The sequence below is a fragment of the Paramesorhizobium salinisoli genome, assembly GCF_003335045.1.
In the GTDB taxonomy this organism is placed as follows: Bacteria; Pseudomonadota; Alphaproteobacteria; order Rhizobiales; family Rhizobiaceae; genus Paramesorhizobium; species Paramesorhizobium salinisoli.
In genome coordinates this window covers 231,947-252,401 of record NZ_QOZG01000004.1, presented here as the reverse complement: position 1 = coordinate 252,401, position 20,455 = coordinate 231,947, and the positions used below count along the sequence as shown (strand labels likewise).

Below are 20,455 nucleotides of genomic sequence, written 5' to 3'. Positions count from 1 at the left end.
GGATTAGGTCAACCGTGTCACTTGCCTTCTCGATGTAAAACGGTGCCCACCACCTGGACGTTTCACACGAACGTCACGTTCGTCAGTTCCTGAGACGCATCCCAGAGGCGCGCCGCCACTGAGGCATCGAGCGCCTGCATGGGAGGCTTCTCTTCGGTCGGATAGCCACGCGTCCCACCCAACCTGTCAGGTCCGTAGTAGGCGCCGTCGCGCGCTGTAGGCTCCGTTGCCGCATACAGCGTCGGTAAGGCGCCCTGCCACGCGGGCTGGAACAGGAACGGCAGGAAGCGGCGCGCCATCCCAGGCGCGCTCGTCTGTCCCGCTCCGTTCGGGAGCAGATCGGTGCGCGAGATACCGGGGTGGGCCGCCAGGCTCTCGACGCCCCATCCGGCCGCCTTGCTGCGCCGGCTCAATTCGAATGCGAACATGACGCAGGCGAGCTTCGATTGGCTGTAAACCGGCATCGGCTTGTAGTCGTGCTCAGCCTGCAGGTCGTCGAAGTTGATCGCTCCTTGGCGCGCCGCGACGCTGCCGAGGGTCACGACGCGCGGCTTCCGGCCTTTCTTCAGGAGCGGCATCAGATGCGCCGTAAGCGCAAAATGGCCGAGATAGTTGGTTCCGAACTGCAACTCGAAGCCGTCCTTAGTCTCGCGGCGCGCCGGCGGCGTCATGACACCAGCATTGTTGATCAGAAGATCGAGGCCGTCTTGTTCCCGCGCAAGTTGCGCGGCGAATTCGGCGATCGAGGCGAGGTTGGCGAGATCCACCTCCCCAAACCGCACTTGTCCGCCAGGGATAGCTTTCTTGATCGCGGCCACGGCCTCAGCGCCCTTCCGCGCGTTGCGCCCGGCGATCACGACGCTTGAACCGGCTCGAGCCAAGGCCAATGCGTCCTCGTAGCCCAATCCTCCAGTCCCAGTGACGACCGCTGTACGGCCGTGTTGCGGTGGAACGTTGCTTGTTGTCCATTTGGTCATATAGGAGCCACGCCTTCTCAAAAGTTCAGCGAGACTTCGGGTGAGGATTGTCTCAACGCGCCCGCTTTTCACCTCCCTCAATAGAACGGCTGCGGCACCAAACCTCCATGCCTGAATTGGCAAAAAACGTGCCTATTCCTACATTCATTTGGCTGTCGAGGAATATCGAAAGAAAGTAGACGCCGACTTGTCGAGGCCTACTAGGTCGGCGCGGTCAAGGCCCGCTGGCGTCCTACAAGTATGTCCACGTTGGTCAGTTCCAGCGAAATCTCCCAGAGGCGAGCCGCGACGGCTGTGTCCAGCGCTTGGCCAGGAGGTTTCTCCTGGACCGGATGGCCTCGCGTCCCACCAAGCCGGTCAGGCCCGTAGTAAGCGCCGATCTGCGCCGCCGGTTCTGTCGCCGCAAAGAGCGTGGGCAAGGCGCCCTGCCATGCGGGCTGGTAGAGAAACCATAAGTAGCGCCGCGCGAACCCCGGTGCGCTCGACCAGCCCGGTCCGTTCGGTATCAGGTCAGTGCGTGAGATGCCGGGATGCGCCGCCAGGCTCTGCACGCCCCATCCGGCCGCCTCGCTGCGTCGGTTCAGTTCAAAGGCAAACATGATGCAGGCCAGCTTCGACTGGCTGTAAACCCGCATCGGCTTGTAACCGCGCTCGGCTTGAAGGTCGTCGAAGTTAATCGCTCCCCACCGCGCTGCCACGCTGCCCACAGTCACGACGCGCGGGTTTTGCCCCCTCTTCAGGAGCGGCAGTAGATGCGCGGTGAGAGCGAAATGGCCGAGATAGTTCGTGCCCAGTTGTAGCTCGAAGCCATCGCTGGTCTCGCGACGCTCCGGCGTTCTCATAACACCAGCGTTGTTAATCAAGAGCTCGAGGCCATCTTGCTCCTGTGCGAGCTGAGCGGCGAATTCAGCGATCGAAGCAAGGTTCGCAAGGTCCAGCTTACCGAACCGAACTTGCGCGCCAGAGACGACATTTCTGATCGCCGCGACGGCATCAGCGCCCTTCTGGGGATTGCGCCCGGCGATCACAACGTTAGTGCCGGCGCGCGCCAGGGCCAGCGCCGTCTCAAAACCCAGCCCTCCGGTGCCGGTGACGACTGCCGAACGGCCGTGTTGTGGTGGAATGTTACTTGTCGTCCACTTGGTCATCAATCATCCTTGCCTTTTCGCTCGGCGGAGATTTCGAGCGTTGATGGTCTCTACGCACCCGCCTTTTTGTCCTCTTCGGCAGGATGCCCGAAGCGCGGCAACCCTCCATGCCGAAACCAGTAAAAGGCATGCCCGATCCTACATTTGTGCGGCTTGCACCGGCTCGGGGAGGGCAAGCAACGGCAGATGTCCTGATGGTGCTGAAATTCACACGGTAACCGCGTCATCTGCCATGGCAGTACCGCGTGGCGGATGGCCTACAGTGCCGCTTCCGTGATGCCGCTGATCATTCCCGGCCCCCAACTGCGAGCGGTGAAGCTCCAGGTCGCGAAGATTATGAAGGCGCTTGCAGCCAAGAGCACCGTTGCTGCCGCACAGCTGGCAACCGCTCCGCGATCCCGCCGGCGCGCCCGAATGAAGAGTTCAGCGACGATGAGATTGGGGACGTAGAAGAAGAACATCATGATCGCGTCGAACCAGCCGGTAAATCCGCTCGCCGTTCCAATGCCACCGGATAGCAGGAACCAGGCGCCATATTCCATCCGGTACAGCCAGGAGCCGACCGTCAGCGCAAACAGCCTGATCGCCCAGGCACGATGCTCGTCGTAACTGCCAGCCCGGGCGCGGGCGTAGGCCATGGCGGCGCAGAGCACCATCAACGCGCCGTAGATGCCGAAGCCTGTGTCCATCAGCGGGCCGCCGACCGTGCCTCTTCCCAATATGAAGCCAAGCCCACCCAGACCAGCCAGGCCGGCCGAAATGACGTAGATTCGGCCCAGCCAGCGATGGAGGCCGGGCACATTGTGGCGCACGCTCCCAATCAACTGAACAGGTCCGAGCAACAGGAGCACACCCCCGGCCATGAAGTGCGCGCCGATGGCTGCCGTAGAAAGCAGTGCGCTCCCATCGTATAAATCGGGAAGAGACTCGTTCCATCGTTCGGCGGCTCCGCCTAACGCGACGCCACCGAAGAAAGCGAGGATGTAGGTGGCAAAGATGGCGCCGCTGATCCAACTTGCGGCCACGAGCAGCCGAGCGCTCCAGCGCAGGGCTGCACCATGAGAGCCGCCGGTTGGCTCGGCGAGTTCACGACCAACGATCGATGAACTGTCCGTTATGGGGATTGTCTTAAATCTTGCACTCATTGTGCGCGGCGAAGCACCATGGTTCGACCGAGTATGGCGGTGCCCATATATGCGCGAAGTTCCAGTTTTCCGCTCACCAGCGTTGCTCGAGCAGAGTGGGTCTGACCAGTTGCGCCGCTGTAGAAATTACCGCCTTCCCAGCGACCGTCAGCGGCATCCCATTTGAGGTTGGTCACGAGAACGGCTCGCTCCAGGGAGCGGCTTCTGAGGTTCGGGTCCGGATTGAGTGTGTCCTTCTTGAAGGTCTTGCCGTCGGCCTCCATCAGAAGCTTTCCGTAGAGGACCCGGGCGGCATAGGTTTCGCCGGCGTCGAACATCTCAAGTTTAAGATTGCCGTCCTCGGACTCCCAGACGCCGACAATCTGATCCGGCGAAGAGGCCTGTGCGAAAGCCTCTCCAACGGGGAGACCTGTCATTCCTGTGGCGAGCGTGGCGGCCAGCAAAGGCCCTCTTACCGATTTGAGCATCCTGCATTTCCTTTCTGATGGGTTGGCGCGTGTGGGATAGGCGCGAAAGATTTCGCGCCGCCCGAAACTTCATGCCTGCGGAGTGATCCGCCGTTCACCTCGTCGAGAAAGCGCGATGTCGAACCGAGCCCACTGCTCCCGAGGCAATGCGCCGTGAAGCTACCCGCCGGCTGTACGATGGCGAATACCGATTACCGCGAATTTCCTGCCTGATCCTCCAGCTGGATTGAGGTAAGTCCTGGCCGGTGGGTTCTTGCCCAAATTCTCGACGGGGCAGGATTCGAGGACCGGCACCCAGCCATCTGAAACGCGGTCGAGCGAAGCGGACCCCTTGGCACTTGTTAGGCACCTTACATATTTGCTAGGTAGCTAGCGAGATTGGAGGCGCAGCGATGGTTGAGAGGCGAAAAAGCGCGGATCGCGACCTCATCGGAGCTTGGGCAAAGCGGTGCTATTTCGCTGGCCGGGCGGTCATGGATTCCGTCCTGCGTCCTTATGATCTCGGCTCCGTGCAATGGTACGTGCTCTACCAGCTCGCGACTGTCGGGCCGACCATGCAGCGTGATCTCGTGCGGTTGCTCGCGATCGAACGGGCGACAATGACCGGAATCGTCGCAACGCTCGTGCGCAAGGGTCTCGTCGAGCAAGAGGCCGACCGTGTCGATCAGCGCCAGAAGCTCCTGCGCATTACCGCCGCCGGCGCGACGCTTTGGGGCGAGTTGCCCGATCTCTCTTTCATCCGCTCGGTCGCCTTCGATGGCGTCGACGATGCCGAAATCGCGGTCGCAGTCCGGGTTCTACAAACCGCGACGGAGCGCCTCGAGAACCTTCTTCAGAAAGGAACAACCGCATGACAATCCTGGTGACCGGTGCAACGGGGCTCGTCGGAGCCCGACTTCTTCCACGCCTTGTCGAGGCAGGGGTGAATTGCCGCGCGCTTATGCGCGGCGGCAAAGCGGCGCCTGACGGCGTGAGCGCGGTGGAAGCGGACCTTCTCGATCCGGATTCGCTGATAAGGGCGGTGGACGGCGTGTCTACGATCATCCATCTCGCCGCGGTTTTTCGAACGCCCGACACCGACCTGATTTGGAGGAGCAACCTCGAGGGCGCGCGCAACCTCATAGCTGCGGCGAAGGCAAATGCGCCCGAGGCGCGTTTCATCCTGGCAAGCACGTCCAATGTCTATAACGCGGACAGCCCGCGGCCTGGCCGCGAGGACGATGCAGCCGACCCGCAACAGGCCTATCCGGCCAGCAAGCTCGCTGCCGAGAACGCGTTGCGCGAAAGCGGGCTGAACTGGTCGATCCAAAGGTTCGGCTTCGTTTATGGCGACAAGGACGGACATCTAGAAGAGTTGCCCCGACTGGTCGCCAATTTCAAAATGCATCCCGCCCAAAGAATGAGCATGGTGCATCATCGCGACATCGCAACCGCCATGAGCTTGGCCCTGACCGGCGCGATGGATGGACGCATCGTCAACATCGCCGATGAGGCACCGACCTCGATCTACGAGCTTGTCGCCCTGGCCGGCGGAGCAATGGAACCGTCCTCAGTGCCGCTCGACAATCCCTGGCACCTTCACATGGATGTCTCGCTTGCGCGCAGTCTTGGATTTCAGCCGGTCGTGAAAACCGTCTACCAGGCCGCGCAGGAAAACCTGATGTGATGCGCGCTGGCCGGCGACTGAGAGCCTGGCGGATCCTTCCCCGTCTGCGCCAGTCATGGCAATTCTGTTCGCAGATCAGGAAAGCGGCTCCGGGCGCGCCGGCGCGGAGCCGCCTCCCGCAACACGCGCTTAGGCAGTTCGCGCCTTGCGGCTGGCGTACTGGCTGTACATGCGCTGATGGTTCAGCGCGTCCTGCTTTGGCGCGACGCCGAACATCCGGGAATATTCGCGGCTGAACTGCGAAGGACTTTCGTAGCCGACCTTGTAGGCGGCCTCCTCGACGCTTGCAGCGTCCGCCACCATCAGCCGCCGCGACTCGAGCAGGCGCAACTGCTTCTGGAACTGGAGCGGCGTCACCGAGGTGAGCTGCTTGAAGTGCTGATGAAACGATGACGGGCTCATGCGCGCCACCTCGGCCATCTGTTCCACACGCAGCGTCTCGGCGAAATTGGCGCGCAGGAAGTAGATCGCCTTTGCAACCCGCATGAAATTCGATTCCGGCACGGCCAGGCTACAGAGTTCGGGACCGTGCGGGCCGGTGAGAAGCCAGTAGCAGATCTCGCGCATGACCGACGGGTAGAGGATCGGTATCGCCTTCGGCGTCTGAGACATGCGGATCAGGCGCAGCACGCATTCGGATAATGGCTCATCGACCTTACCGACGAACACGCATGGACCGGGGGTGGCCGCTGGAACGGGCAGTGTCTCCAACTGCTCGAGCACCTCGCGCAGCATCGTGACGTCGAGGTCTATGGTGACGCCGAGATAAGGCGCCTGCGGACTTGCGTCGACAACCCGCCCACTGGCCGGCATTTCCATGCTGACGACCAGGCACTCCATGGCGCCGTAGCGAAGCGTCTCTTCGCCGAAGAGGATTTCCTTCGCCCCCTGGGCCACGACGCAGAGCGACGGCCGGTAGATCTGCCGCATCGGCATCCGCTGCTGGTAGGAACGGATGATATTGACACTCTCGATCTGCGTCGGAAACAGCCCTTCACCGCCGCCCTGGCTTTCGATGTAAGCGGTGATCCCGCCCAGAAGCGATGACGACACGCGAGCCTCCACTGGGTTTCGAGGCCAGCGCAGCACTCGCCCTTCAGCCTGCAGTGTATCGCGACGTGTAGGAATAGGCAAGTTTCTTGAGGTATCCGGCATTCTAGTCATTTGAGACTTCCTCTAGCTTGGTGATGCCAGTCACAGCCAGGGACGCTCCAAACATGACAGAATTCGCCGCGTCGTCAATAGATCAGCAGAATAGACTGCCCACTCTATCGAAGACGATCGGCGATGAACATGTTCATGGGTGGCGCGTTCCGGTGCTGCTCATTACGCTGTTTCTCGTCAGTGCCACTTCCCAGATCGACCGGATGCTTCCGTTCGTCTTGGCAGAGTCGATCAAGGGAGACCTCGATCTGAGCGATACCGAGGTGGGCCTGCTCACCGGCATCGCCTTTGCGGTCTGTTACACGCTGCTGTCGATGCCGCTCGCCCGCATCGCCGATCGCGGATCGCCCCGTTTCGTCCTCGTTTTGTGCATCCTGCTGTGGAGCGCGATGACATTGCTCGGCGGCATGGCGATGAGTTTCCTGTTTCTCGCCTTCACCCGCTTCGGCGTCGCCTTTGGCGAGGCCGGATGCACGCCCTCCAGCCATGCGATCATCGCCCGCAAGATCCCGCCCGAACGCCGCGGTCTGGCGATCGGCATCTTCTCAATGGGCATTCCGCTCGGCACCATGGTGGGCTTCGCCGTCGGCGGCGCGATCGGCGACACCCTTGGCTGGCGGACAGCACTGGTCGGGGCCGGCGCTATGAGCGCACTGATCGGTCTGCTGGCACTCGTCGTCATCGGCCCGACCCCGCCGCTCAAACGTTCGATCGCCAATAGCGAGCCCTTCCTGACGGCGAGCCTGCGATTGCTTTCGTCCCCGCCATTCCGCTGGCTGTTCATCGGCTCGGTCACACTCGGCTTCGCCGCAGCACCTTTCTACGCCTTCGCGGTTCCCTTCCTGATCCGCACCCACGGTTATAGCGCCAGCGAGGCCGGACTGGCGTTTGGACTGCTGCAGGGCGCAATGGGAATTTGCGGAACCCTGATTGGCGGGCGACTGTTCGACCGCGCCGTGCGCTCCGGCACCGGCCGCGTTCTCGGTCCGCCCGCCATCCTCCTCATGGTCGCGAGCATGACGACCGCTGCGGCGCTGTTCGCACCGGTCGGGTGGCTCTCCGTCCTGCTCTTCGTGCCCGGCATGCTGTCCTTCGCCTTTCTGCTGCCCTGGTGCTTCGGCGCTGCACACCTGGTGGCCGGCAAGGGCAGGGAAGCGATGGCGACGAGCCTCGCGATGATCGGCTCCGGGCTTCTGGGGCCAGCGCTTGGTCCTCTCATCGTCGGCATGATCAGCGATGGAGCGACAGCCGCCGAGATTTCGAATGGCTTGGGGCTCGGCCTGCTCATCGTGCCCGTCGCAAGCGTCCTGACCGGGGTTGCCATGCTGATCGCAAACCAGCGCATCGCCGCATGGCTCGGACGGTAGTGACGACCGAACGCGAAGCTATGGCCGCACCACCAGGCTTTTGCGAAATTTTGAGAAAGAGAGACTTTCCAATGTCCGATACCGATAACGCCCGCCGCACCTTCCTGGCGCTCACCGCCGCCGCGCCCGCAGCCCTCGCCCTCGGGGGTGTGGCCTCGGCTCAGACCTCCGAGATTGGTACCGGCGCATTGCCTGGCACTGGGCGGGCCGCCATCGTCACAGGCTCGTCGCGCGGCATTGGCGCCGCGACCGCCAAGCGCCTGGCGCGCGACGGCTATGCGGTGACGGTGAACTATTTCACCAACCGCGATCTGGCCGCTCAGGTCGTGCGCCATATCGAGGCGGCCGGCGGTCGCGCCATCTTCCGCCAGGCCGATGTCGCCGATCCGGCGGCGGTCAAGGCCCTGTTCGATGCCAATGACGAGGGCTTCGGCGGCGTCGATGTGGTGATCAGCAACGCCGGGATTATGAACGTCGCACCCTTCGCCCAGTTCACAGACGAAGCCTTCGACCGGATGATCGCCACCAATGTGAAGGGCAGCTTCAACGTGCTGCGGGAGGCGGCGCGGCGCACCCGCGACGGCGGTCGCATCATCACGCTCTCTTCGACCTCGATCCGCGCGCGTCGGCCGACCCATGGCGGCTATGCCGCGACCAAGGCCGCCCAGGAGATCTATGCCGGCTGCCTCGCCAAGGAGCTCGCCGGCCGCCGCATCTCGGTCAACGCGCTCGCGCCTGGACCGACCAACACGTCCCTGCTCGACGTGCCGCCCCCGCAGCGTGCCCAGGCTGCGCAGATGACGCCCTATGGCCGCATCGGTGAGCCGGAGGATGTCGCCAACGCCATCGCCGGGCTGTGCTCTGGCGACAGCGAATGGATCAACGGACAGCTCGTATTCGCCAATGGCGGCTTCTTCTGAGGCGATCGCTAGCCGCAAGGCATCACACCCGTGGGGCAGCCGAAGCCAGCCCTCGCTTCTTCGATCGCCTCGAACTGAACCCGGATCGCGGATAGCCGCCCCACTCCCGCCGATCCGATCGGAGGTCGCCGCTCCCCCATTACACCGGCGGCCTTCACCCCCGGAGGCGCACCGCGAACAAGGCGGGCGCCTTCGGGGACCCCACCTCCCTCCAGAAGGAGTTTCGATAATGCGTGTAGCCCTTCCCATCCTGCTCGCCGGTGGCGCAGTCTTGTCATCCACCAGCGCCAATGCCCAGTCGGCGCCCCCCGACAATGGCCCTCACGGCATCGTTGCGATCGGCGCGGGCGTGGTTCCAGAATATGACGGGGCCGAGGATCTCCGCGCGATCCCCTTCGTGCAGGCGGACCTCCACTGGGGCGACATCAATCTGGAAATCCGCGGGCTTCGGGTGCGGGCCGACCTGGCGTCCGATCCGCGCCTTTCGATTGGCCCCGTGATCGGCGCGCGCCTGCCAAGAAGCGACGTGGACGGCGCGGTTGGTTTGCTGCCGGAGATCGACACGGCGATCGAGGCGGGTGGGTTCATCGGCTATCGCTTCGGCGGCGACGAGAGCGGCCAGGGCTCGCTGGCGATGGAGCTTTCCGTCGTCCACGATGTCTCGGGCGTTCATGACGGGCTGCTCGCGACGGCGAGCGCCAGCTACGCCGCGGTTCGTCGCGACGATTTCTTCCTGTCGCTCGACGCGCAAACGACCTGGGTGAACCAGGACTATGCGCGCACCTATTTCGGCGTCACCCCGGCTGATTCCGCTGCCAGCGGTCTGGCCGCCTACAGCCCGGGGTCCGGCATCAAGGATGTCGGTGTCGGCGTCACGGCCGGATACTGGTTCAGCGAGCGCTTCGGCGTCACGGGCAGGGTCGGAGCAAACTACCTCGTCGGCGATATCGCCGACAGCCCCGTCACCGAAGATGGACGCCGCTGGCAGCCGAGTGGCGGCCTCTCGATCGCCTACCGGTTCTGAGGCGTCGCCATGTCCGGTGCTCCACGCCCTGCGCTCCAGGCAATCGTGGCCGTCAGTCGGATAGCGGGCGTCTTCATCGTGTCGCTCCTCCGTTGCTCCGCGCGACGAAGGCGGCAGCGCCATCCATGCCCGGCGAACGCAACCGCTCGCCTCAACTAAAGAGGATATGCCTATGGATTTCGACCCAGTAGGAGCAGTCATGGCGTGGATTGGCGCCTATGGGCTCGTTGGTCTGTTCGCCGTTGCCCTAGCCGAGCGCTTAGTGCCGGTGATCCCATCCTACGGGCTGCTACTCGCGGTCGGGATCGGCGCGGCGGACGGGGACTGGCCGCTGCCGGCTGCCTTTCTTTCGACGGCTGCTGGCAGCATGTTCGGCTGCGCCGCCTGCTTCTACGCTGTCCGGGGGCTGGGCGACGCGCGATCGACGCGCCTCCTTAGCAGAGCTGGCCGGCTCTTCGGGATGTCCGTCGATCGCGTTGAGCGCGGAATCGCTTCCGTTCCCCGCAACCAGATCGCGCTGGCCTTCGCGTTCCAGCTCGTGCCGACAGTAAGGCTGGTCGCTCCGGCCTTCGCCGCCCTTTCGCGCGGGAACTCCCGCAGTGTCCTGACGGCTTCGGCGGCCGGCATTGCGGTCTGGAATGGCCTCTTCATCGGCATTGGATTTTACGCTTCGCACTCGATCGAGTCGGCGAACTCGACGGTCCTCGCCCTGACTGCTCTCGGCTGCCTGCTCGTTGCAGAGGTATCCGTGTTCTGGATCGTGCGACGGGTTGGCGCCCACCGCAAAGCGGGGACCACGCTATGCAAGATCTGACACCTCGCAGATGCGCGCGATCAGCCGGGTCGTCGCCCCAACGCCAGCGTATGGCGGAAACGCTCGGCTTCTTCCAGGCGTGGCTCAAGAACCCCCTGCGCGTCGCCGCAATCGCGCCATCGTCGAGATCGCTTGCCAACCTTATCACCTCCGAAATCTCCCGCGACACCGGGCCGGTGATTGAGCTGGGCCCGGGAACCGGCGCGTTCACGCGCGCCCTGATCGCCCGGGGTGTCAGACAGGAAGACCTCGCGCTGATTGAATTCGGGTCAGAGTTCGCCGCCGCGCTTCATTTCCATTATCCGCGCGCGCGTACGCTCTGGATGGACGCCGCCCGCCTGCGGGCGGTCGACCTCTTCGACGGAAGGGCGGCCGGCGCCGTCGTCAGCGGGCTACCGCTGCTGTCGATGCCGCCGCGCAAGGTGATCGCCATCCTGACCGGCGCGTTCCGCAAGATGGAGCCGGACGGCGCGCTCTACCAGTTCACCTACGGGCCGCGTTGTCCGGTCTCGCTCAGACTGTTGGACCATCTTGGCCTCGAGGCGGAGCGGATCGGCGGCACGCTCGCCAACCTCCCTCCTGCGGCGGTCTACAGAATCAGGCGCAGGCATCCTATCCCTTTCCACTTTGTCCGCTTTTCGTCGCGGCAGCATGTGCCCGTCGAGTGAGATGACGGAGGCGCGATACACCCAATATCAATACAGTAGCGCCGTAAGGCGGGGCAGAAGGAGTTCTGCTGGATGGGCGACGCATGCCTGACCTCACCCTCGATTTACGCTTCCTGCGCTATGCGATCGTTACCGCGGAATACGGCAGCTTCCGACGCGCCGCTCTGGTGTTAGGCGTCCCACAATCCACTGTCAGCCGTCGCGTGCAGCTACTTGAGCACCGCCTTGGAGCGCGCCTTTTCGAACGGCACCACGGTGGAGTACGTCTCACCGCCGGGGGCGAGCACTTCCTCAAGGAAGCGGCGGCGATGGCCCGTGGCGTTCAGCGAGCAGCGGATGAAATAGCGGCGGCCCGCAAAGGAGAGGCGGGAAGTCTGAAGATAGGATTATTTACGTCGATATCCAGCGGGTTCCTCAGCGAGTTGCTTGCCGAGTTCCGGGTCAAATATCCCGCCATCAAGCTTATCTTGGACGAAGACACTGCCGAGGCCAATATTGCTGGAGCCATTTCCGGTCGGCTTGATCTGGCTTTCGTCTCAGGAGATCCCCGGGCGCCGAACTGCAACTCCAAAACGTTCTGGCAGGAGAGGATTTACGTCGTGATGTCCTCCGATCATCCCTTGGCCGATCAGCCAACGGTTTGCTGGGATGACATCCGCCACGAGGATTTCATTGTCAGCGCCGGCGGCCCCGGCCCTGAAATCCAGGACTTTCTCATCAAGCAGCTTTGGGCGATCGGTTTCCGGCCGAGCATCGTTGTGCATGGAGTGGGGCGAGAAAACCTGATGGGCTTGGTTGCCAAGCGATCTGGGCTTTCATTGACAACCGAATCCAGCCTTGGAGCGATCTACACCGGTGTGACCTTCCGGCCACTCGCCGAGGTATCGGACACCGTTATAATGTCCGCCATCTGGAGTTCAAGCAATGAGAACCCGGCACTTAAGCGCGCTATCGAGCTTTGCGTCCGGATTGCCGATGATCGGCGTCGAACGGCGCGCTCCAGGTCAAATCTAGGGTCCGGAATCATAAACAATAGCTGACGGTCGTCGCGATGCAGCCGACGGCGAGAAAATTGACGGCGAGGCGGTCGTATCGCGTGGCGACGCGGCGGACATGCGCTCGATCGCATTTGGTCGCGGTAGAGGACCTGTGAGAAGCATCTGTTCAGTGCCGGTTGGCCTTAGACGGGATGCTGGGCATCGTGCCATTCTCGTCGTGCGCCCGCATCGGCAGCGGACCCGTAGGTTGACAACGTCAACCTCGATCAGTATCAGGTTGACGTTGTCAACGACAGGTATGCTGATGCCCACCATTCTCATTACTGGCGGCCATGGCGGGATCGGTTTCGAATGCGTCAAGCAGCTTACGGCACAAGGTTTCGACATCGTCCTCGCCGGCCGCGACCCTTCACGCCTCGAACAGGCGGCGTCTGCCTTGCGCCCGAGCTCCGGCGTGCAAGTGACCGTGCTCACCATGGATGTGTCGTCGCTAAGATCGGTGCGCGAGGCAGCCGCCCAGTGCCGTCAGATGATCGACAGCCGGCAGATGAGTCGGCTGCAGGCGATCCTGTGCAACGCGGGCGCGACGTTCCGCGGCGCGCCGACCTATACCAACGACGGCTATGAGCTGACCTTCGCTACCAACTACCTTGGCCACTTCTTACTTGTGCAGCTTCTGCTCGACGGCCTCGAAGACGATGGCCGAGTCGTGTTCACCGCGAGCGGCACTCACGATCCCGACACCACGGACGGCAAGTTCATCGGCCGCGCGATGAAGCCCGGCGCGATCGCCCTTGCGAAAGACGGATTGGAAGGGAACGAGCCGCTGCCTGGAGGCAAGCGCTACACCACTTCGAAACTCTGCGTGGTGCTGCACGCTTACGAGCTCGGCCGGCGGCTCAAGGCGGCCAGCATAGGCATTTCCTCTATCGCATATGATCCGGGGGCGATCGCAGCAACCGGCTTGCTCAGGGACGTGCCGGGGCCGGCGCGGGCGCTGATCGGCTCGCGGCCGGTCCGCTGGCTGATGAAGCGGGTGGGCCTGACCCTAGGCGACCTGGTCCTATCCGGCCGCGCCCTTGCCGATCTCGCGGTCTCGGGCGACGTCGTGTCGGGGCGCTACTATCAGTGGAAGGACGGCGCCCTCCGCGAAAGGCGCTCGGCCGCGATGTCCTATGATCGGGAACTGGCCGAAGCTCTATGGCGGGATTCCAGGACGCTCGTGCAACTGAGGTCCGAAGAGGAACCGGAAAGGCTGAAATGAGCACGCACGACAAGCTGGTCAGGGCGGCAGCGTCGTTGCTGGACGCCGGAGGCGAACAGGCCTTGACCCTGCGCGCCGTTGGCCACGCCGCCGGCGTCTCGCACAACGCCCCATATAAGCATTATCGCAACCGGGACGCCCTGCTGGCCGCTGTCGCGACGGCAGACCTTGAATCTCTGACGACGACCTTTGCGGACATACGAGTCTCGGCTCAAGCGCCCAGAGACAAGCTGCTGGCCACGCTATCTACCCTCGTGAGCTTCAGCCGCGAGCGACCGGCGCGGTATCGGTTGGTGTTCAGCGCGCCCGCGCTCGCGCGGATGCATTCGGATCTGCAGACGCAAAGTACCGCCTGCCTGAGCGAGATTATGGCCATGGTCGAGGACTGCAAGAAAGCCGACGTGCTCCCCGACGCGCCCACCAAGAGCTTGGCCAGCCTATTCCTGGCCACCATGCATGGCCTCGTCACCATGGAGGCCAACGGTCTGCTCTCGCGGGAAAAGGGGCTACCGACCGTCGAGGAGAACATTGCGCTGATGGTCAGCCTAGTGTTGTCCTGACGCGGGGTTGCCGTCACTGAGGTGGCGGCGCAAACTCTGGAGGGGTTCGACCTTCCCGTATCCACGTCGGAACTGACGATCAGCCTGATGTGGCATCCACGCCTCGATGCGGACCCGGCACATCGTTGGTTCCGACAGAAGCTCGCCGAGATCTGTCAGGCAACATCCTGAAGCAGGCGAGGCGCAGGCCGCAATACTAAGGCGACGTTCTAAGGCTTTTGCCTAGATCGCGATCTATTTTCGAAGGAGATGGTGCGGGTGGTCGGAATCGAACCGACACTCCTTTCGGAACCGGATTTTGAATCCGGCGCGTCTACCAGTTCCACCACACCCGCACATTTGCTGCCGATTCTAGCCGACGCTCTCTGCACCTATACTGCACCTAGAGCGAAAACCGAATATCGCCAGCCATTTTTCCTTCCTTCTCAAACCCCTGAAAAATCGACGTTTTCAACTCGTCGTGTTTTCCTGTGGATTGGTAGACAAACCACTTTTTGAGTCGAGCGCGTCTACCAATTCCGCCACAGGGGCCAGACGCGGGAAGTGCGCGTCAGACGGGCCGAAATATAATTAGAACTACCTCCCCGTCAACAGGAGATCACATGCGGGCCGCACAATAGTTATGCCCGACGCAATTGCCTGAAGCCGCTTTTGCCTCTAGAGAGCATGATCACCCCGCACTCCATCGACCAGGAAAGCTGATGCTGCGCAGACTTTACGACTGGACACTTTCGCTCGCTTCCAGAAAATCCGCTCAATGGTGGCTCGCCTTCATCGCTTTCATCGAAAGTTCGGTCTTCCTGGTGCCGGCGGATGTGCTGTTCCTGCCCATGGCGCTGGCGCGCCCCGAGCGTGCCTATCGCTATGCCCTGATCGCCACCGTCGCATCGGTGCTCGGCGGCATCGCGGGGTGGTATCTGGGCTATCACGCCTATGAAACCGTCGCCAAGCCCGTCCTGGAAATGTATGGCAAGCTCGATACATTCGAACGCTTGCGCGGCTCGACCAGCTCCGACGCCATCCTCCTGATGCTGATCACCTCCGGCCTTGCCCACCTGCCGCCAATCAAGGTGGTGACGATCCTCTCCGGCGCCATCGGCGTCAATATATGGCTGTTCATCGTCTCGGCCATCGTAGCGCGTGGGGCGCGTTTCTTCTTTCTCGCCTGGCTGCTCCGGCGCTATGGCGAACCGATTCGCGAATTCATCGAAAAGCGGTTGGGGCTTATCGCCGGTTTCATCTCTGTTGCCATCATTTTGCTGTTTGTCGCGGTGAAATATCTCCACTGAGCGCCGCTCAAATAGTCGAACCGGAAGGAACCACCCATGTCCCTCGATATCGCCTCGCTCCGGGCGCCTGCAGGCCGCATCCAGGCAATTGCTGCCGGCTTCCTCGCTATAGCCATGGCCGCGACGGTCGGGGGCGCGCTTGGCTTCGAGCATCTGGGCGGGTTCCTCCCCTGCAAGCTGTGCCTTGAGCAGCGTACCCCCTATTATATCGGCGCACCGCTGATGCTCCTGGCGCTTTTCTCCCATGGTTTGAAATGGCCGGGCTGGCTGACACGCGGCCTTCTCCTCATCGGCGCCCTGCTGATGACCTATGGCCTCACACTGGCGATCTTCCATTCAGGCGTGGAGTGGAAATTCTGGGCCGGCCCGACCGATTGCTCAGCGGCGACCATGTCGATCACGACCAATGCCGGGAATCTTCTGAGCGATCTCAATGCGGTGCGTCCGGCCGCATGCGATACGGCGGCGGGCCGCTTCCTCGGCCTTTCCTTCGCCGGTTGGAATGCCGTGGCGAGCCTTCTTCTTCTGATCGTCGGCTTCTACGCCGCCTTTGCCCGGTCGGACGAAAAGGCGTAAAATCAGGGCTCCAGTTCGACATCCCAGTAAAGATAGTCGAGCCAGCTTTCATGCAGGAAGTTCGGCGGGAACAGTCGGCCATTATTGTGCAGATCGTGCACGGTCGGCGGAAAAGGCTTTTGCCGAGGCCACATCTTGGCTTCCACGGGCATCATGCCACCCTTGCGCAGATTGCATGGCGAGCAGGCAGCCACGACATTTTCCCATGTCGTTTCGCCGCCATGGCGGCGCGGGATGACATGATCGAAGGTCAAATCTTCGTGAGAGCCGCAATATTGGCACTCGAAACGGTCGCGCAGGAAAACATTGAAGCGCGTGAACGCCGGATTGCGCGACGGCCGCACATAAGTCTTGAGGCTGACCACGCTCGGCACACGCATGGCAAAGGAAGGCGAGGCGACTTCGTGGTCGTATTCGGCGACGATGTTCACACGGTCAAGAAAGACCGCCTTGATCGCGTCCTGCCAGGACCAGAGCGACAAGGGATAATAGCTGAGCGGACGGTAATCCGCATTCAGCACCAGAGCGGGCAACCCGCTGGGCGAGACGGCGACCGTCAAGAAACACCTCCTTTGGACCAACCAGCCGACCGGGATAATGTAAGCTGGAGGTGACACTATTGTGAAGCGCAAAACAACGTGACTGCCATCAGCCATCTGAATTTCTCTGTTTTGCGATTTTACAGCATGGGAGCAGCCTCCCTGCCGCGAATGGTGGCGTAATAGGCCCAGAACAGGCGCGCCGCGACGCCCCGCCAAGGCGACCATGCCTCCGCGAAGGCGCGCAAATCCGCCGCCCCGGGACGTGATTCGTGGCCGAACGCATGGCCCACCGCGCTTTGCAGCGCAACGTCGCCTGCCGGAAACACATCCGGGTGGCCCGCCGCAAACAGAAGGTAGACTTCCGCCGTCCATGGGCCGATCCCCTTGATCGCCGTCATCGTGGCGATAGCCTCCTCCGCCGGAAGGGCGCACAGGTCGAGAAGGTCGAGTTCTCCCGAAAGCACGGCCTTCGAGACATGGGCAAGCGTGCTCTGCTTGGGGCGCGACAGCCCGGCGAGACGCCAGGCTTCCTCGCCTCGTCCGAGATAATTCTCCGGGGTCAGCGGATCGACATGGGTCTTGAGCCGAGCCCAGATCGCCGCAGCGCTCGCCGTCGAAACCTGCTGCGCCACGATGATTGAGGCGAGGCTTTCGAAGCCCGGCATTGAGCGCCGCAACGGCACGGCGGTTACCATTGCGTGGATCGGCGCCAGCCGCGCATCGGCCGCGACAAGCGCGCGAACGCCCTCTTCTATATCGTCCAGCGTATCGATGCGCCGCATCCATCTTCCTTTTAATTCACAGCTTTTCGCTTTAAAGCGGAATGCACCCTATCCATGGTCCGCCGAAATGATCAACCGACCCGTTTTCCGCTTCGCGCCCAGTCCTAACGGTCTTTTGCATCTGGGGCACGCCTATTCGGCGCTGCTCAACGCGCGCATGGCCGGGGAAAACGGCGGATGCTTTCTCCTGCGCATCGAAGACATCGACACCGCCCGCTGCACGCCCGAGTTGGAAAAGCGGATGATCGATGATCTTCACTGGCTCGGGCTTTCCTGGGAGGAGCCGGTGCGCCGCCAGTCGCAACATTTCGCGGATTACCAGACGGCGCTGGACGTCCTCATCGAAGCGGGATTGGTCTACCCGGCCTTTATGAGCCGCGGCGAGGTTCGCGCGCGCATCGAGGAGCGAATGGGCGAAGGCGGCGAGTGGCCACATGACCCCGATGGGGTGCCCCTCTACCCCGAGGACGAACGCACCATGTCGCAAAGCGAGCGCCGCCGCCGCATCGCCGACGGCGAGCCCTTTGCCTGGCGTCTCGACGTGCCAAGGGCAATGATCCGCTACGGAAGAAATCTATTCTGGGACGAAAGCGGCGCAGGACCTGAAGGCGAGACTGGCCGCATTGCCGCCGATCCGGCGCGCTGGGGCGATGTCGTCATCGCCCGCAAGGAAACGCCGACCAGCTATCATCTCTCGGTCGTTATCGACGATGCGCTGCAGGGCATCACCCATGTCGTGCGTGGTCGCGATCTCTTCCATGCAACGGCGGTGCACCGGCTGTTGCAGGAAATCCTCGGCCTGCCCGTACCGCTCTATCATCATCACGACCTGATCGTGGACGAGCATGGCCGCAAGCTTTCCAAAAGCCGGGGCGACACCGCGCTCGCCGCGCTACGTCAGGCAGGCCTGCAGCCGGAGGATATCAGGCGGCAGGTGGGTCTGTGACAAGCGAAACGCCTTCTGCTTTCGCTGGAAAGTTTTTCCGCCATGCGCTAACCCTTCTCGCGAAACAGAGAAGGGGCGATCGTGGCGGCTGACCGGGCGACAGGCGATGAGCGCAATGCGCTCTTTCTCGGCATAGACACCGGCGGCACCTATACGGACGCCGTGCTCTGGTCGCAAGCAAGAGGCGTCGTCGCCAAGGCCAAGGCGCTGACCACTCGCCATGACCTCGCCGAAGGCATTGCCAATGCCGCCGACCGGGTGATCGCAACCGCTGAAATCAACCCCGGCATCATCCGGCTGGTTTCGATGTCGACGACACTCGCCACCAATGCGCTTGTCGAAGGCCAGGGCGGACGCATCGGGCTCGTCATGATCGGCTTTACCGAAGCGGATCTCGACAAATCAGGCTTGCGCCAGGCGCTGGGCTCGGATCCCGTTGTCTTTATCGCAGGCGGTCACGACGTGCATGGTCAGGCGAAAGCGCTTGATATGGAAGCGCTGGAGAAGGCCCTGCCAAACCTCGCGCGGACCGTTTCCGGTTTTGCCGTCTGCGCCTATTTCGCCGTGCGCAACCCCTCGCATGAACTGGCGATGCGCGACCGCATTCGGAAGAAAACCGGCCTGCCGGTGACCTGCAGCCACGAGCTTTCGGCAAAGCTCAACGGCCCGCGCCGGGCGCTGACCACGGTGCTGAACGCTCGACTGATCGCCATGATCGACCGGCTGATCACGGCGACGGAAGGCTTTCTCGACCGGCGCGGCATCCACGCGCCCCTGATGGTCGTGCGCGGCGATGGCGCGCTGGTTTCAGCAGCCTTTGCCCGGACCCGCCCGATCGAGACTATTCTGTCCGGCCCGGCGGCGAGCCTCGTCGGCGCCCGCCACCTGACGGGTCTCGACAATGCGCTCGTGTCCGACATCGGCGGCACCACCACCGATGTCGCCGTGCTCGACCGGGGGCGGCCGCGGCTCGATCCGGAAGGCGCGACGGTGGGCGGCTTCCGCACCATGGTCGAAGCGGTGGCGATGCGCACCTTCGGCCTTGGCGGCGATTCTGAAATCACGCTGGACGATCAGGCTCTGACACCCAAATTGAAACTGGGGCCGCGCCGCCTTGTGCCCCTCTCGTTGCTGGCAAAGAACCACGGGTCTGATGTCATCGCCCATCTCGAACGGCAGTTGAAAGCGCCGCAGCCGGGCCGTCTTGACGGGCGTTTCGCCTTACGCACTGGCGTGCCGGCAGCGCTTGCAGCGGGATTGAGCGCTTCGGAAGCCGAGCTTCACGACCGCATCACGGTAGAACCGCAGCCGCTCGATAAGTTGCTTTCCTCCACCTCCCAGACCGCGACGCTCAACCGGCTCGTGTCGCGCGGCCTCGTGCATATCTCCGGCTTCACGCCTTCCGATGCCTGCCATGTGCTGGGCCTTCAGCATAACTGGGATGCCGATGCCGCCCGCCTCGGCGCGGCGCTCTTCATCCGGCGCAAAGACAGCATCGGACGTCCCCTCGCCGAAACGCCGGAGGCACTGGCGCAACAGGTCCACGCGGCCCTGATACGCCGTTCCTGCGAGGTGATCCTGGAAACCGCCTTCGCGGAGGACGGACTGGACGGCCCGCAGACAGTGAAATCTCCCCTCATCGAGCGCGCGCTTTCCGGAAAAAGCGGTATCGCCGGCGTCAGGATTGCCATCGATCGCCCGATCATCGGCCTCGGCGCATCGGCACCGATCTATTATCCGGCCGTAGGCGAAATGCTCGGTGTCGAAGCGCGCGTGCCTCGGGATAGCGATGTCGCCAACGCCATCGGCGCTGTAGTCGGCCAGGTCCGCGTTTCGCTCACGGCTGAAATCAGCCAGCCGGTGGAGGGTCGGTTCCGGGTCAGCGCCGGCGAGACGATCCGCGATTTCGGCGAGGAAGCTGCCGCCCTCGCCTTTGCCGAATCGACTTTGCGCGAACAGGTTTCCGCCCGCGCCATGCAGGCTGGAACCGATGGAGCCGAAATCATCGTCAGCCATGACATTCGCGCCGCCACGATCGAGGACAAGCGCACATTCGTCGAGGCGATCCTGACCGCCACGGCCAGCGGCCGTCCCCGTATCGCTCGCTAAGCCATTTGTGCCGCAGCATTGAAAAAGAT

General features: G+C 62.9%; 21 protein-coding genes, 1 tRNA gene and 1 pseudogene. 14 read left to right on the top strand and 9 right to left on the bottom strand.

Translation table 11 applies throughout. From position 1 onward, the window contains the following. Positions 1-62: 62 nt before the first annotated feature. From DUT91_RS10920 to DUT91_RS10905, 4 genes are all read right to left on the bottom strand, one after another. Positions 63-977 carry an SDR family oxidoreductase gene (locus DUT91_RS10920; RefSeq protein WP_114440425.1) on the bottom strand — a complete coding sequence of 305 codons (915 nt, stop codon included), beginning with the start codon at positions 975-977 and terminating at the stop codon, positions 63-65. Between the two features lie 200 nt (positions 978-1,177). Beyond that, positions 1,178-2,125 carry an SDR family oxidoreductase gene (locus DUT91_RS10915; protein ID WP_114440424.1) on the bottom strand — a complete coding sequence of 316 codons (948 nt, stop codon included), beginning with the start codon at positions 2,123-2,125 and terminating at the stop codon, positions 1,178-1,180. 257 nt (positions 2,126-2,382) lie between these two features. Then, on the bottom strand, positions 2,383-3,270 hold the full coding sequence (locus DUT91_RS10910) for a DUF2306 domain-containing protein (RefSeq protein WP_114440423.1): 888 nt from the start codon (positions 3,268-3,270) through the stop codon (positions 2,383-2,385). Beyond that, entirely contained in the window at positions 3,267-3,737 is a 471-nt protein-coding gene (locus DUT91_RS10905) for a DUF2147 domain-containing protein (RefSeq protein WP_114440422.1), read from the bottom strand. Before DUT91_RS10905 ends, DUT91_RS10910 begins: the two co-directional genes overlap by 4 nt. Before the next feature lie 392 nt (positions 3,738-4,129). Between DUT91_RS10905 and DUT91_RS10900 the strand changes: the two genes are divergently transcribed. Both DUT91_RS10900 and DUT91_RS10895 read left to right on the top strand, forming a co-directional pair. Beyond that, positions 4,130-4,591, top strand: coding sequence for a MarR family winged helix-turn-helix transcriptional regulator (locus tag DUT91_RS10900; protein ID WP_114440421.1), 462 nt, complete (start codon positions 4,130-4,132; stop codon positions 4,589-4,591). Further along, the gene (locus tag DUT91_RS10895; RefSeq protein WP_114440420.1) at positions 4,588-5,403 is read left to right on the top strand and encodes an NAD-dependent epimerase/dehydratase family protein; all 816 of its coding nucleotides are present in this window, start codon (positions 4,588-4,590) and stop codon (positions 5,401-5,403) included. Before DUT91_RS10900 ends, DUT91_RS10895 begins: the two co-directional genes overlap by 4 nt. Positions 5,404-5,532: 129 nt before the next feature. On the opposite strand, the gene DUT91_RS10890 is transcribed toward DUT91_RS10895, so the two are convergent. Beyond that, positions 5,533-6,456 carry an AraC family transcriptional regulator gene (locus DUT91_RS10890; protein ID WP_200834945.1) on the bottom strand — a complete coding sequence of 308 codons (924 nt, stop codon included), beginning with the start codon at positions 6,454-6,456 and terminating at the stop codon, positions 5,533-5,535. Between the two features lie 164 nt (positions 6,457-6,620). Here DUT91_RS10890 and DUT91_RS10885 point away from each other — a divergent pair, with 164 nt between their 5' ends. The 6 genes from DUT91_RS10885 to DUT91_RS10860 all read left to right on the top strand — a co-directional run bounded on the left by DUT91_RS10885 (position 6,621) and on the right by DUT91_RS10860 (position 12,400). Then, entirely contained in the window at positions 6,621-7,934 is a 1,314-nt protein-coding gene (locus DUT91_RS10885; RefSeq protein WP_114440419.1) for an MFS transporter, read from the top strand. A 71-nt stretch (positions 7,935-8,005) separates the two neighbouring features. Next, positions 8,006-8,854: an SDR family oxidoreductase gene (locus DUT91_RS10880; RefSeq protein WP_114440418.1), complete on the top strand. Its 849-nt coding sequence runs from the start codon at positions 8,006-8,008 to the stop codon at positions 8,852-8,854. A 229-nt stretch (positions 8,855-9,083) separates the two neighbouring features. Continuing rightward, positions 9,084-9,878, top strand: coding sequence for a MipA/OmpV family protein (locus DUT91_RS10875; protein ID WP_114440417.1), 795 nt, complete (start codon positions 9,084-9,086; stop codon positions 9,876-9,878). Between the two features lie 172 nt (positions 9,879-10,050). Beyond that, entirely contained in the window at positions 10,051-10,692 is a 642-nt protein-coding gene (locus DUT91_RS10870) for a DedA family protein (protein ID WP_160113639.1), read from the top strand. 50 nt (positions 10,693-10,742) lie between these two features. Then, complete coding sequence (locus DUT91_RS10865) at positions 10,743-11,360, top strand: class I SAM-dependent methyltransferase (protein ID WP_114440415.1); 618 nt, start codon at positions 10,743-10,745, stop codon at positions 11,358-11,360. Between the two features lie 83 nt (positions 11,361-11,443). Next, positions 11,444-12,400, top strand: coding sequence for a LysR family transcriptional regulator (locus DUT91_RS10860; protein ID WP_114440414.1), 957 nt, complete (start codon positions 11,444-11,446; stop codon positions 12,398-12,400). Here the strand turns inward: DUT91_RS10860 and DUT91_RS27405 are convergent. Then, positions 12,384-12,575: pseudogene (locus DUT91_RS27405) on the bottom strand (IS5/IS1182 family transposase); the annotation flags it as partial. The gene DUT91_RS10860 and the pseudogene DUT91_RS27405 sit on opposite strands and share 17 nt — an antisense overlap. Before the next feature lie 87 nt (positions 12,576-12,662). On the opposite strand from DUT91_RS27405, the gene DUT91_RS10850 reads away from it, so the two are divergent. Together DUT91_RS10850 and DUT91_RS10845 are read left to right on the top strand one after the other, a co-directional pair. Beyond that, positions 12,663-13,622, top strand: a complete 960-nt coding sequence (locus DUT91_RS10850; protein WP_160113638.1) for an SDR family NAD(P)-dependent oxidoreductase — start codon at positions 12,663-12,665, stop codon at positions 13,620-13,622. After that, positions 13,619-14,182, top strand: a complete 564-nt coding sequence (locus DUT91_RS10845; protein WP_160113637.1) for a TetR/AcrR family transcriptional regulator — start codon at positions 13,619-13,621, stop codon at positions 14,180-14,182. The genes DUT91_RS10850 and DUT91_RS10845 overlap by 4 nt, the downstream gene beginning before the upstream one ends. 250 nt (positions 14,183-14,432) lie before the next feature. Here the strand turns inward: DUT91_RS10845 and DUT91_RS10835 are convergent. Continuing rightward, a tRNA-Leu gene (locus DUT91_RS10835) sits at positions 14,433-14,517 on the bottom strand. A 366-nt stretch (positions 14,518-14,883) separates the two neighbouring features. Here DUT91_RS10835 and DUT91_RS10830 point away from each other — a divergent pair. Together DUT91_RS10830 and DUT91_RS10825 are read left to right on the top strand one after the other, a co-directional pair. Continuing rightward, positions 14,884-15,471 (top strand): YqaA family protein, encoded by a 588-nt coding sequence (locus tag DUT91_RS10830; protein WP_114440411.1) that lies wholly within the window; start codon positions 14,884-14,886, stop codon positions 15,469-15,471. A gap of 48 nt (positions 15,472-15,519) precedes the next feature. Then, positions 15,520-16,047 (top strand): disulfide bond formation protein B, encoded by a 528-nt coding sequence (locus DUT91_RS10825; protein WP_200834954.1) that lies wholly within the window; start codon positions 15,520-15,522, stop codon positions 16,045-16,047. A 2-nt stretch (positions 16,048-16,049) separates the two neighbouring features. Here the strand turns inward: DUT91_RS10825 and DUT91_RS10820 are convergent, their stop codons facing one another. Beyond that, a complete protein-coding gene (locus DUT91_RS10820) occupies positions 16,050-16,607 on the bottom strand; it encodes an HNH endonuclease (protein WP_114440409.1) in 558 nt (185 codons plus the stop codon). A gap of 119 nt (positions 16,608-16,726) precedes the next feature. After that, complete coding sequence (locus DUT91_RS10815; RefSeq protein WP_114440408.1) at positions 16,727-17,371, bottom strand: DNA-3-methyladenine glycosylase family protein; 645 nt, start codon at positions 17,369-17,371, stop codon at positions 16,727-16,729. 70 nt (positions 17,372-17,441) lie between these two features. Between DUT91_RS10815 and gluQRS the strand changes: the two genes are divergently transcribed. Further along, entirely contained in the window at positions 17,442-18,317 is an 876-nt protein-coding gene (gluQRS, locus tag DUT91_RS10810; RefSeq protein WP_114440683.1) for a tRNA glutamyl-Q(34) synthetase GluQRS, read from the top strand. 81 nt (positions 18,318-18,398) lie between these two features. Further along, positions 18,399-20,426 carry a hydantoinase/oxoprolinase N-terminal domain-containing protein gene (locus DUT91_RS10805; RefSeq protein ID WP_114440407.1) on the top strand — a complete coding sequence of 676 codons (2,028 nt, stop codon included), beginning with the start codon at positions 18,399-18,401 and terminating at the stop codon, positions 20,424-20,426. Positions 20,427-20,455 lie beyond the last annotated feature (29 nt).

Excerpts from the sequence above, each read along its gene's own strand:
- DUT91_RS10895 (WP_114440420.1), top strand. The coding sequence starts at position 4,588 with ATGACAATCCTGGTGACCGGTGCAACGGGGCTCGTCGGAGCCCGACTT.
- DUT91_RS10885 (WP_114440419.1), top strand. The coding sequence starts at position 6,621 with ATGACAGAATTCGCCGCGTCGTCAATAGATCAGCAGAATAGACTGCCC.
- DUT91_RS10845 (WP_160113637.1), top strand. The coding sequence starts at position 13,619 with ATGAGCACGCACGACAAGCTGGTCAGGGCGGCAGCGTCGTTGCTGGAC.
- DUT91_RS10900 (WP_114440421.1), top strand. The coding sequence starts at position 4,130 with ATGGTTGAGAGGCGAAAAAGCGCGGATCGCGACCTCATCGGAGCTTGG.
- DUT91_RS10815 (WP_114440408.1), bottom strand. The coding sequence starts at position 17,371 with ATGCGGCGCATCGATACGCTGGACGATATAGAAGAGGGCGTTCGCGCG.
- DUT91_RS10850 (WP_160113638.1), top strand. The coding sequence starts at position 12,663 with ATGCCCACCATTCTCATTACTGGCGGCCATGGCGGGATCGGTTTCGAA.
- DUT91_RS10915 (WP_114440424.1), bottom strand. The coding sequence starts at position 2,125 with ATGACCAAGTGGACGACAAGTAACATTCCACCACAACACGGCCGTTCG.
- DUT91_RS10920 (WP_114440425.1), bottom strand. The coding sequence starts at position 977 with ATGACCAAATGGACAACAAGCAACGTTCCACCGCAACACGGCCGTACA.
- DUT91_RS10880 (WP_114440418.1), top strand. The coding sequence starts at position 8,006 with ATGTCCGATACCGATAACGCCCGCCGCACCTTCCTGGCGCTCACCGCC.
- DUT91_RS10870 (WP_160113639.1), top strand. The coding sequence starts at position 10,051 with ATGGATTTCGACCCAGTAGGAGCAGTCATGGCGTGGATTGGCGCCTAT.
- DUT91_RS10875 (WP_114440417.1), top strand. The coding sequence starts at position 9,084 with ATGCGTGTAGCCCTTCCCATCCTGCTCGCCGGTGGCGCAGTCTTGTCA.
- DUT91_RS10905 (WP_114440422.1), bottom strand. The coding sequence starts at position 3,737 with ATGCTCAAATCGGTAAGAGGGCCTTTGCTGGCCGCCACGCTCGCCACA.
- DUT91_RS10830 (WP_114440411.1), top strand. The coding sequence starts at position 14,884 with ATGCTGCGCAGACTTTACGACTGGACACTTTCGCTCGCTTCCAGAAAA.
- DUT91_RS10910 (WP_114440423.1), bottom strand. The coding sequence starts at position 3,270 with ATGAGTGCAAGATTTAAGACAATCCCCATAACGGACAGTTCATCGATC.
- DUT91_RS10860 (WP_114440414.1), top strand. The coding sequence starts at position 11,444 with ATGCCTGACCTCACCCTCGATTTACGCTTCCTGCGCTATGCGATCGTT.
- DUT91_RS10865 (WP_114440415.1), top strand. The coding sequence starts at position 10,743 with ATGGCGGAAACGCTCGGCTTCTTCCAGGCGTGGCTCAAGAACCCCCTG.